1 protein-coding gene (cut by a window edge) is annotated in these 12463 nt (G+C 71.2%); it reads right to left on the reverse strand.

Annotation, left to right across the window (positions count from 1 at the left end):
• On the reverse strand, positions 1 to 12463 hold the final stretch of the coding sequence (locus ACX9TP_RS13260; protein WP_482980081.1) for a non-ribosomal peptide synthase/polyketide synthase. The gene runs 20465 nt beyond the window's last position; 12463 of the gene's 32928 nt are visible here — the last part of the coding sequence; the start codon falls outside the window, past its right edge; the stop codon is at positions 1 to 3.

Raw genomic sequence — 12463 nt, forward strand, 5'->3', positions numbered from 1 at the left:
TCACGCTGCGTCCCGCTCAAGCAGCCGCAGGTGGTGGGCGAGCCGCTCCGCCACCGAGGCGGCATGGGGGGCGTTGAGCAGGCTGTAGTGGTCGCCGGGCGCCTCGTACACCGTGAGTGCGCCGGGCAGCCACGCGCCCCAGCCCAGGTCCTCGGCGCGGGTCCGCCCACTGGCGGAGATGGCCGCGCGGAAGAGGAGGGTGGGCCCTGCCCAGGTGCCACCGGGCCGGTAGCCACGCTGGGCCTCGTAGAGCCGGCGGAAGAGCGAGAACAGCCGCTCCGCGCTGTCGAGGTCCAGCTCCAGGGTGCCAGGAGCAGCGCGCCGCGCCGCCTCCAGCACGTGGGCCAGTTGCTCGCGGCCACTCAGTGCCCGCAGCGTGTCCAGGTCCATCGGCAGGGTGTGCCAGGGCAGGCCGAGCACCCGTCCGAAGGTGGCCAGCAGACCGAGCGCGTCGGGCTCGGGAGGCGGCGTGTCCGTGGGGGCGGTGGTGTCCAGCATCGCGAGCAGGTCCACCGTCTCACCCGCGGCCTGGAGCTGGCGGGCCATCTCATAGGCCACGAGTCCACCGAAGGACCAGCCACCCAACAGGTAGGGCCCCTGGGGTTGCACCGCGCGCACCTGCGCGAGGTAGTCGCGCGCGAGCGCTTCGACGGACGCGGGAGGCAGCTCGCCGCCCTCCAGGCCGGAGGCATGCAGTCCGTAGAGGGGCCTGTCGTGTCCGAGCTGGCGGACCAGCTCGGTGTAGCCCAGCACGCTGCCGCCGCCGCCATGGACCAGGAACAGGGGACGTCCGGTGGCGGTGCCCGCGTCCAGCCGCACCAGGTTGGGCGTCGCGCGGGCCGGGTCCTGAGCGCGCAGGGCCAGCTCCGCGAGCCGCTCCACGGTGGACGCCTGGAAGAGGGCCGACACCGGGAGGGAGCGCCCCGTGACTTCACGGATGCGGACCATCAACCGCACCGCCAGCAGGGAGTGGCCCCCCAGCGCGAAGAAGTCATCGGTGACGCCCACGCGCGGCACGCGCAGGACGCTGGCGAAGCACTCCGCGAGCTGCGCCTCCAGCGGGGTGCGCGGGGCCACGTACTCGGAGGTGGACATGGGCGCGTCCGGCGCGGGCAGTGCCTTGCGGTCCACCTTGCCGTTGGCGTTGAGGGGCAGGGCGTCCAGCACCACGAAGGCGGAGGGCACCATGTAGTCCGGCAGCATCCGCTGGGCGAAGGGGCGCAGGGACGCGGCGTCCAGGCTGCCAGGGGTGGCCGCCACGTACGCCACCAGGCGCTTGTCGCCGGGCACGTCCTCGCGCACCACCACCACGGCCTCGTCGACGTCCGGGGCCTGGCGCAGCACCGCCTCCACCTCGCCCGGCTCGATGCGGAAGCCGCGCAGCTTCACCTGGAAGTCGATGCGGCCCAGGAACTCGAGGGTGCCGTCCTCGCTCCAGCGCACCTTGTCGCCGGTGCGGTACAGCCGCGCGCCGGGGGTGGTGGCGAAGGGGTGGGGCACGAAGCGCTCGGCCGTGAGGTCCGCGCGGTGGAGGTAGCCCCAGGCCAACCCGGCTCCGCCCACGTACAGCTCGCCGGGCACGCCCGGAGGCACCGGCTGGAGCGATGCGTCCAGCACGTAGGTGGTGGAGTTGGACAGCGGCCGGCCGATGGGCACCGAGCGGCCCGCCTCCCCCCCGGCCCGCATCGTGTGCGTGGCGGAGAAGGTGGTGTTCTCCGTGGGGCCGTAGCCGTTGATGAGCACGGCGCCCGAAGGCAGCCGGGCGAGGTGCTCGCGCACGCGCTGCACGGGCAGCACGTCGCCGCCCGCCAGCACCTGGCGGACCCTGGCCAGCGCCTCGCCCTGGTGCAGCACCATCTGCTCGAAGAGGGCTGCCGTCAGCCACAGGGTGGTGATGCCCTCGCGCGACAGCAACCCGCCGATGTCGTCGAGGGAGAGCGCCCCCGGAGGCGCGAGCACCAGCTTCGCGCCGTGGAGCAGCGCGCCCCAGACTTCCAGCGTGGAGGCATCGAAGGCCGCCGGGGCGAGCTGGAGCACGACTTCATCGGAGCCGAAGCGCATGAAGTCGCTGCCGAGCACCAGTCGCGTCACGCCCCGGTGCGGCACGCAGACGCCCTTGGGCCGGCCGGTGCTGCCCGAGGTGAACATGACGTACGCCAGCGCGTCCGCGCCGGTCTCCACGGCGAGGGGCGAGGCGGGGTGCGAGGCGATGGCGCTCCACTCGGCGTCCAGCAGGACGCGGCGTCCTTCGAATGCCGTGCTCGGCAGGGACTGCTGCGTGAGGAGCACGCGGGCGCCCGACTCGCGCAGCATCCAGGCGAGACGCTCCGCGGGCTGGTTCGCCTCCACCGGCACGTAGGCCGCGCCGGCCTTGAGGATGCCGAGCATGCCGATGACCCACTCCAGCGAGCGCTCCACGCACAGGCCGACGCACGCGTCCGGACGCACGTCCAGCGCGCGTAGGTGGTGCGCGAGTTGGTTGGCTCGTGCGTCCAGCTCGCGGTAGCTCAGGGTGTCCTGTCCGAAGCGCAGGGCCACGGCCTCCGGCGTGCGCCGTGCCTGTGCTTCGAAGAGGGAATGGAGGCCGGCGTCGGCGGGGAAGGGCGAGGCGGTGTCGTTCCACTCCACGAGCACCCGGCGCTGCTCGGCCGCGCCCATCAGCGGCAACTCGGAGAGCCGCTGGCCCGGGTCCGCCACGGCGGCTTCCAGCAGCCGCGTCAGGTGGTCCGCCATGCGCCGGGCCGTCCGCGCGTCGAAGAGGTCGGTGTTGTACTCGAACTGGCCGGAGATCTCTCCGCCATGGTCGTTGAGCAGCAGTGAGAGGTCGAACTTGGCGGTGGCGCTGTCCACCTTCAGCCCGCTCAACGAGAGGGCTCCGTCGGTGGCGCCTTCTTCTCGGGCCTGCTGCCGCGGGGTGTTCTGCAGGGCGAGCATCACCTGGAACAACGGCGAGCGGCTCAGGTCGCGCTCGGGCTGGAGCTCGTCCACCAACCGCTCGAAGGGGACGTCCTGGTGGGAGTAGGCCCCGAGGGTGGTCTCCCGCACCTGGGCGAGCAGCTCGCGGAAGGTGAGGCCGGGCGTCAGCCGGGTGCGGAACGCCAGGGTGTTGACGAAGAAGCCGACGATGCCCTCCAGCTCCGTCTGCTGGCGGTTGGCGATGGGTGAGCCCACCACGATGTCGTCCTGGCCCGAGTAGCGGGACAGCAACACGTCGTAGGCGGACAGCAGCACCATGAACGGCGTGACACCTTCCTTGCGGCACAGCGCGATGAGGGCGGAAGTGAGCCGCGAGTCCAGGTGCACCGGGAGGCTGGCGCCCCGGAAGGTCTGCACCGGGGGGCGAGGCCTGTCGGTGGGCAGCTCCAGCGCATGCGGGGCGCCGGCGAGGTGCTGCTTCCACCAGCCCACCTGCCGGGCCAGCACTTCGTCCTTGAGCCAGCCACGCTGCCACACGGCGTAGTCGGCGTACTGGAACCGCAGGGGCGCGAGTGGCGAGGGCAGCTTGCGCGAGAAGGCGCCGTAGAGGGCGCTCACCTCGTTCATGAGGATGCCGTTGGACCAGCCGTCCGAGACGATGTGATGCACCGTCACGAACAACACGTGCCGCTGCTCGGACAGGCGCAGCAGGGCGGCGCGCAGCAGGGGCGCGCGGGTCAGGTCGAAGGGCGTCTGGCCTTCCGCCGCCGCCCGCCGCAGGGCCTCTTCTTCTCTCTCTGCCTCTGGCAGGTGGCTCAGGTCCACCACCCGCAGGGACAGCTCTGCATCCTCCTGGACGTGCTGCACGGGCTCGCCGTCAGCGCTGGTGCTGAAGCAGGTGCGCAGGGCACCGTGCCGGCGGACGAGCTCCTGGATTGAGCGCTCCAGGACGGTGACATCGAGCGACCCCGTGAGCTGGAGCGCGGTGGGGATGTTGTAGAAGGCGCTGCCGGGCTGGAGCTGGTCGAGGAACCACAGCCGCTGCTGGGCGAAGGACAGCGGCAGCGGGCCAGCGTGGGACACGGGCACCAGCGGCGGAAGCTGCACGCCTTCGCGGACGCGGCGGGCGGAGTCCAGGCGGGTCGCAAGGCTCGCCACGGTGGGCGCCTCGAAGAGGGCGCGGATGGGCAGCTCCACGTCGAAGGCCTTGCGCACGCGGGAGATGACCTGCGTGGCCAGCAGCGAGTGGCCGCCGAGAGAGAAGAAGTCGTCGGTGACGCCGACGGTTTCCAGATGCAGCACCTCGGCCCAGATGGCGGCGAGCTGCGTCTCGGTGGGAGTGCGCGGGGCGACGAAGGTGGCGCTGGTGTCCGCCTCGGGAGCGGGCAGGGCCTTGCGGTCGACCTTGCCGTGGGTGTTGAGGGGCAGAGCCGGCAGGAAGACGAAGGCGGAAGGCACCATGTACTCGGGCAGGTGCTTGCCGATGGAGGCGCGCAGCTCCGTGGTGGACGGCGTGTTGTCCATGGAGATGGGCACCACGTACGCGACGAGGCGTGCGTTGCCAGGGACGTCCTCACGAGCGAGCACCACGGCGCGGCTGACGCTGGCCTCCTGCTCCAGGGCGGTTTCGATTTCGCCCAGCTCAATCCGGAAGCCGCGCAGCTTCACCTGGAAGTCGATGCGGCCCAGGTAGTCCAGCTCTCCGGTGGCAAGCCAGCGCACCTTGTCGCCGGTGCGGTAGAGGCGGCCGCCGGGCGTGGTGCCGAACGGGTCCGGGATGAACTTCTCGGCGGAGAGCTCGGGCCTGCCGAGGTAGCCGCGAGCGACGCCTGCGCCGCCGATGAAGAGCTCGCCTGGGACGCCGGTGGGCACTGGCTGCATGCGCTCGTCGAGGACGTACACCTGCACGTTGGCCAGGGGGCCGCCCAGGGTGGGGCGTGAGGCGCCACGAATGGAGCGAGCGGTGGTGTCGACGGTGCACTCGGTGGGGCCGTAGACGTTGAAGCAGAGGATGAAGGGGTGGGCCGCCAGCTTCGCCCAGAGGACTTCGTCCACGGCCTCGCCGCCTACCAGCACGCGAAGCGGCCTGGAGGCAGCCAGTCCTTCCTCCAGCAGCAGGCGCAGGTGAGAAGGAGAGCAGTCGAGGACGTCGAGCTGGTGCTTCTCCACCCACGCCTTGAGCAGGGCGACGTCCTCGCGAGCAGCCTGGGGAACGACGCAGAGGGCATGGCCGTCGGCGACCTGGATGAGTTGCTTCACCGAGGCGTCGAAGGCGAGAGGCGCGTTGAGGCTGACGCGCAGCGCGCCCTCGGCTCCGGCATACACAGCCGAAGCCAGGGCTGAGCGCAGGTTCATCACGGAAGCGTGCTGAACCATGACGCCCTTAGGGCGGCCGGTGGAGCCGGAGGTGTAGATGACGTAGGCGAGGTGCTCGGGAGAGGTGAGGCGAGGCGGGTTGGCCTCGGACTCGCGAGAGAGCTGCTCGCGCACCGCCGAATCGTCGAGGTAGAGGGGCTCCACGCCGGAGCCCTCCATGCGCTCGGACAGGTGACGCTGGGTGAGGGCGAGGCGGGCACCGCAGTCCTGGAGCATGAAGGCCAGGCGCTCGCGGGGGTAGGCGGGGTCCATGGGGACGTAGGCGCCGCCAGCCTTGAGGATGGCGAGGACGGCGACCACCATGTCCACGCCGCGCTCCATGCAGAGCGCGACGCGCACCTCGGGGCCGACACCGCGGGAGCGCAGCCAGCGGGAGAGCTGGTTGGCGCGGCAGTTGACCTGTGCGAAGGACAGCGAAGCGGAGTCATCAAGGACGGCCAGCGCATCCGGCGTGCGAGCCGCCTGCACCTCGAAGCGCTCATGCAGCGCGCCGTCCCAGCTGGCCTCCTGGCGCGTGTCATTCCAGCGCGCCAGCACCTGCTGGCGTTCGGAGGCGGGCAGCAGGGGCAACTCACCCACGCGCGTCTCCGGGGCGGACACGGCCGCCTCTACCAGCGTGGTGAAGTGCTCCACCATACGAGCGATGGTGCCCTGCTCGAACAGGTCCGTGCGGTAGCTCAGTGCGCCACCGAGACCCTCGGGCCGTTGGGTCAGCGAGAGGTTCAGGTCGAACTTGGTGGACTGCGCGCCGGACTCGAAGGACTCCAGGGTCAGCGGAGTGCTGTCCTGCGCACCGCCCCTCACCTCCAGGGCGGCCGTCGGAGCGTTCTGCAGGACGAGCATCACCTGGAAGAGAGGCGAGTGGCTCAGGCTGCGCTGGGGCCGCAGCTCCTCGACGAGCTTCTCGAAGGGCACATCCTGGTGCTCGTAGGCGCCAAGCGTGGTGGAGCGCACGCGGGCGAGCAGCTCGCGGAAGGTGGCGCGCGGGTCCACCAGGGTGCGCAGCACCAGCGTGTTGACGAAGAAGCCGATGAGGCCCTCCGTTTCCGCGCGGGTGCGGCCGGCGATGGGGGAGCCGACGGAGATGTCGTCCTGGCCGGAGTAGCGGGCCAGCAGCACCTGCCAGAGGGCGAGCAGCGCCATGAAGGGCGTGGTGCCCTCGCGCTGGCACAGGGCCAGGAGCGCGTCGGTGACGGACCCAGACAGCTGCACCGGCAGCCACGCGCCGCGATGGGACTGGACGGCGGGACGAGGCTTGTCGGTGGGCAGCTCCAGCACGGGCGCCGCGCCGGAGAGCTGCGCGCGCCAGTACTCCAGCTGCTTCTCCAGCGCTTCACCCCGCAGCCACGAGCGCTGCCAGGCGGCGAAGTCCGCGTACTGCACCGGCAGGACGGGCAGACGCGCCTCACGGCCGTTGGAATGCGCCGCGTAGAGCTCCGCCAGCTCGCGCACCAGTACGCCCATGGACCAGCCGTCGGAGACGATGTGGTGCATCGTCCCGATGAGGACATGGTCCTGCGCGCCCAGGCGCAGCAGCAGGGCGCGGAAGACGGGCCCGCGCGCCAGGTCGAAGGGGCGATGGGCTTCCTGCGCGGCCAGCCGGTGGGACTCGGCCTCGCGCTCGGCGGCGGGCAGTGTGCTCAGGTCCACCACGGGCAGCGGGAAGTGCGGCACGGGGTGGATGACCTGGACGGGCTCGCCGTCATGGACGCCGAAGGTGGTGCGCAGCGCCTCGTGGCGCTCGGCGAGCGAAACGAAGGCCTGCTCCAGCGCGCCTGCGTCCAGCGGCCCGCGCATGCGCAGCGCGGTGGGGATGTTGTACGCGGGGCTGCCGGGCTCGAACTGGTCGATGAACCAGAGGCGCTGCTGCGCGAAGGACACCGGCAGCGGCCCCGTGCGCGGCACCGGGACGAGCGCGGGGGCCGTCCCCTGGCCGGAGGCTCCCATGGCGCTGATGCGCTCGGCGAGGGCCGCGACGGTGGGCGCCTCGAAGAGGGCGCGCAGGGGCAGCTCCACGTGCAGGTTGGAGCGGATGCGGGAGATGACCTGTGTGGCCAGCAGCGAGTGGCCGCCCAGCTCGAAGAAGTTGCCGGTGATGCTCACCTGCGGCACTCGCAGGATGGTGGCGAACAGCTCCGTCAGCTTCTCCTCGGTGGAGGTTCGAGGCGCGACGTAGGTCTCGCTCCGGGCCGAGGCCACCGCATCCGGGGCGGGCAGTGCCTTGCGGTCCAGCTTGCCGTTGGCGGTGAGCGGCAGGGCCTCCAGTCGTACCAGGGCGGAGGGCAGCATGTGCTCGGGCAGCCGCTGCTTGAGCCAGGCGCGCAAGGCGGCCGCGTCCAGCGACTCGGGCGCGACGACGTAGCCGACGAGGCGCTTGTCGCCGGGAGCATCTTCTCTCACCAGCGCCACGGCCTGGGCCACCTCGGCATGCGTGAGCAGGGCGGCTTCGACTTCGCCCAGCTCCACGCGGAAGCCGCGCAGCTTCACCTGGGAATCGGCGCGGCCGACGAAGTCCAGCGTGCCGTCACCGCGCCAGCGGACCAGGTCCCCGGTGCGGTAGAGGCGGGCGCCGGGCTCGTTGCCGAAGGCGTCAGGGATGAAGCGCTCAGCGGTGAGCGCGGGCTGGCCGACGTAGCCTCGCGCCACGCCGTCGCCGCCGATGAACAGCTCGCCGGTGATGCCGACGGGAACGGGCTGGCCGTGAGCGTCCAGCACGTACAGCCGGGTGCCACTGATGGGGCGGCCGATGGGGACGGTGGTACCCACCTGCTCTGCGCGAGTCACCGGGTAGGACGTGGCGAACACCGTCGTTTCGGTGGGGCCGTAGAAGGCGGTGACGGGGATGCGCAGCCCGTCCACGGCGCGGCGCACGTGGGCGGGCGACACCACGTCGCCGCCCGTCATGAGGTGCTTCACCGTGCTCAGCCCGGGCGGAGGGTTGTCCACCAGCTGGGTGAACAGGCCAATGGTGGCCCACAGCGTGGTGACGCCCGAGGACTGGATGGCGTGGCCCAATTCCTCCAGGGACGCGGCCTGGGGAGGCATGACGACGAGCCGAGCGCCGTGCAGCAGCGCGCCCCAGATTTCGAAGGTGGAGGCGTCGAAGGAGATGGGGGCGAACTGGAGGAGGACTTCGTCGGGTCCGAAGCGTGCGTAGTCGACGCCGAGGAGGGTGCGCAGCACGCCGCGGTGGGTGGTGCCCACGCCCTTGGGGCGGCCAGTGGAGCCGGAGGTGAAATCCACGTACGCCAGCGAGTCGGGCAGGGCGGCCGGGGACGGCGCGTGCGTTGGCTCGGAGTCGAGCGCGGCGTCCTCCAGCACGACGGTGGCGAAGTCGCCGGAAGGCAGCTTGGACAGGAAGGCACGCAGGGTGATGAGGGCCTGGGGAGCGGTGTCCTCCACCATGCCGGCCAGACGCTCGCGCGGGTAGGACGGGTCGAGCGGGACGTAGGCACCGCCGGCCTTGAGGATGGCGACGAGGGAAACGATGAGCTCCAGCGAGCGCTCGACGGCGAGGGCGACGCATGTATCCGCGCCGACTCCCAGGCGGCGCAGGTGGTGCGCGAGCTGATTGGAGCGCTCGTCGAGCTGGCGATAGGTGAGGCGCGAGGACCCGAACTCCACGGCGACGTGGTTCGGGAAGCGGGCCACCACCTGGGAGAAGACCTCGGGCAGCGTGGCCTCTCGCGGGAAGTCGGAAGCCCTGGCGCTCCAGTCTCCCAGCACCTGCTGGCGCTCCGCCGCCGATAGCAAGGAAGCGGAAGCCAGGGGCAGCTCCGGCCGTGAGGCGAGCGCCTCCACGAGGACCTGGAAGTGGCTCGCCATGCGCAGCACGGTGGCGTGCTCGAACAGGTCGGTCATGTAGCCCAGCGAGCCCTGGTAGCCCTCCGGTGTCTCCGACAGGGTGAGCTGGAGCTCGAACTTGATGGTGGGGTTGTCCACCTCCAGTGGACGCAGCGCCAGCCCCCTGCCCTGGGCCGAGGCCGTGGGCGTGTTCTGCAGGGAGAAGACGACCTGGAAGAGCGGGCTGCGGCTCATGTCCCGCGTGGGCTGGAGCTCCTCCACCAGACGCTCGAAGGGCACGTCCTGGTGTGCGAATGCGCCCAGCGCTGCTTCCTTCACCTGACGGAGCAGGTGGATGAAGGACGCGGAGTCCTCCACCTGGGTACGCAGCACCAGCGTGTTGACGAAGAAGCCGATGAGGCCCTCCAGCTCGCCGCGCTGGCGGCCGGCAATGGGCGAGCCGACGGAGATGTCCTGCTGCCTGGAGTAGCGGGAGAGGAGGACCTGGAAGGCGGCGAGCAGGGCCATGAAGGGCGTGGCGCCCTCCTGCTGGCAGAGTGCCCTGAGCTGCTCCGAGGTGGCGAGCGACAGCGAGACGGGCACGTGCGAACCGTTGAAGCTCTGCACGGCCGGACGGGGCCTGTCGGTGGGCAGCTCCAGGGCGGAAGCACCCGAGAGCTGCTGCTTCCAGAAGCCGAGCTGCTCCTCCAGCACCGCGCCCTGCAACCACTGGCGCTGCCAGACGGCGTAGTCGGGGTACTGGAGTGGCAGCGAAGGCAGGGGCGACGGCCGGCCTTGTGAGAAGGCCTCGTAGAGGGCGGCGACCTCGCGCACCAGCACACCCAGGGACCAGCCGTCCGAGACGATGTGGTGCATGTTGAGGGCGAGCACGTGCTCGGCGGACCCCAGCTTCAGCAACTGCGCGCGCACCAGCGGACCGGTGGCGAGGTTGAAGGGATGAAGGGTGTCCTCGCGCAGCCGGCGCTCCAGCTCCGTGCGAGCGGCCCGCGGCTCCAGGTCGCTGAGGTCCGTCATCTCCAGGGGCAGGTGGCCCGCGGGCGCGATGAGCTGGAGGGGTTGGCCCTCCTGCTGGGTGAAGGTGGTGCGCAGGGCTTCATGGCGGCGCACCAGCTCATCGAAGCCGCGCTGGAGCGCCGCCACGTCGAGCACGCCTTCCATGCGCACGAAGATGGGCATGTTGTAGGCGGGACTGCCGGGCTCGAGCTGGTCGATGAACCACAGGCGCTGCTGAGCGAAGGACACGGGCAGCGCCCCTTCGCGCGACAACGCGACGAGCTCGGGCGCCTGTCGCGATTGCCCCTCGAGCCGACTGGCCTCCATGCGAGAGGCAAGGGCGGCGACGGTGGGCGCCTCGAAGAGGGCGCGCAGGGGCAGCTCCACGCTGAAGGTGGAACGGATGCGCGAGATGAGCTGCGTGGCCAGCAGCGAGTGGCCGCCCAGCTCGAAGAAGTTGTCGTATGCGCCGACGCGCGAGACGCGCAGGACGTCGACCCAGAGCGCGGCGAGCCGCTCCTCGGTGGGATTGGAAGGCGCGACGTAGTCCCTGGCAGAGGCGAGCTGCGCCGCATCGGGAACGGGCAGGGCCTTGCGGTCCAACTTGCCGTTGGACGTGAGGGGCACGGCGTCCAGGCGCACGAGGGCGGAGGGCACCATGTACTCGGGCAGCCGCTGCTTGAGGGCGGTGCGCAGCGCGGCGAGGTCGAGGGACTCTGGCCCGACGACGTAGCCGACGAGCCGCTTGTCGCCGGGCGCGTCCTCACGCACCAGGGCCACGGCCTCGCGCACCTGGGGGAGCGCGCGGAGGGCGGTTTCGACTTCGCCCAGCTCGATGCGGAAGCCGCGCAGCTTCACCTGCGCGTCGACACGGCCGACGAAGTCCAGCGCGCCGTCACTGCGCCAGCGGACCAGGTCGCCGGTGCGGTAGAGGCGGGCGCCGGGCTCGCTGCCGAAGGCGTCAGGGATGAAGCGCTCAGCGGTGAGGGCGGGCTGGCCGACGTATCCGCGGGCCACACCGTCGCCGCCGATGAACAGCTCGCCGGTGATGCCGACGGGAACGGGCTGGCCGTGAGCGTCCAGCACGTACAGCCGGGTGCCACTGATGGGCCGGCCGATGGGTACGGTGGTGCCCACCTGGTCGGCGCGAGTCACCGGGTAGGACGTGGCGAAGACGGTGGTCTCGGTGGGGCCGTAGAAGGCGGTGACGGGGATGCGCAGCCCTTCCACGGCACGGCGCACGTGAGCGGGCGACACGACGTCACCGCCCGTCATGACGTGCTTCACCGTGCTCAGCCCGGGCGGAGGGTTGTCCACCAATTGGGTGAACAGACCAATGGTGGCCCACAGCGTGGTGACGCCCGAGGACTGGATGACGCGGCCCAGTTCCTCCAGGGACGCGGCCTGCGGAGGCATGACGACGAGCCGAGCGCCGTGCAGCAGCGCACCCCAGATTTCGAAGGTGGAGGCGTCGAAGGAGATGGGGGCGAACTGGAGGAGGACTTCATCGGGTCCGAAGCGTGCGTAGTCGACACCGAGGAGGGTGCGCAGCACGCCGCGGTGGGTGGAGCCCACGCCCTTGGGGCGGCCGGTGGAGCCGGAGGTGAAGTCCACGTACGCCAGTGAGTCGGGCAGGGCGGCCGGCGACGGCGCATGCGTCGGCTCGGAGTCGAGCGCGACGTCCTCCAGCACGAGGGTGGAGAGTCCGTCAGCAGGCAGCTTGGAGCGATTGACGCGCGTGGTGATGAGGGCCTGGGGAGCGGTGTCTTCCACCATGCCGGCCAGACGCTCACGCGGGTAGGACGGGTCGAGCGGGACGTAGGCACCGCCGGCCTTGAGGATGGCGACGAGGGAGACAATCAGCTCCAGCGAGCGCTCGACGGCGAGCGCGACGCGGGAGTCGGCCCCCACGCCGAGGCGGCGCAGGTGGTGCGCGAGCTGGTTGGCGCGCTCATCGAGCTGGCGATAGGTGAGGCGCGAAGAGCCGAACTCCACGGCGACGTGGTCCGGATAGCGGGCCACCACCTGGGAGAAGACCTCGGGCAGTGTGGACTCGCGTGGGCAGTGGGATGCCCTGGCGCTCCAGTCGCGCAGCACCTGCCGGCGCTCCACCGGAGACAGCATGGAGACGGAGGCGAGCGGCGCCTCGGGCCGTGCGGCGAGCGCCTCCACGAGGACCTGGAAGTGGCTCGCCATGCGCAGTGCGGTGGCGGGCTCGAAGAGGTCGGTGTTGTAGCTCAGCGCGCCCTGGTAGCCGTCCGGCGTCTCCGCGAGGTTGAGCTGGAGCTCGAACTTGGTGGTGGGGTTGTCCACCTCCACCGCGCTCAGCACGAGCCCCTTGCCCTGGGCCGAGGCCGTGGGCGTGTTCTGCAAG

The organism is Pyxidicoccus sp. M15, from assembly GCF_056858435.1.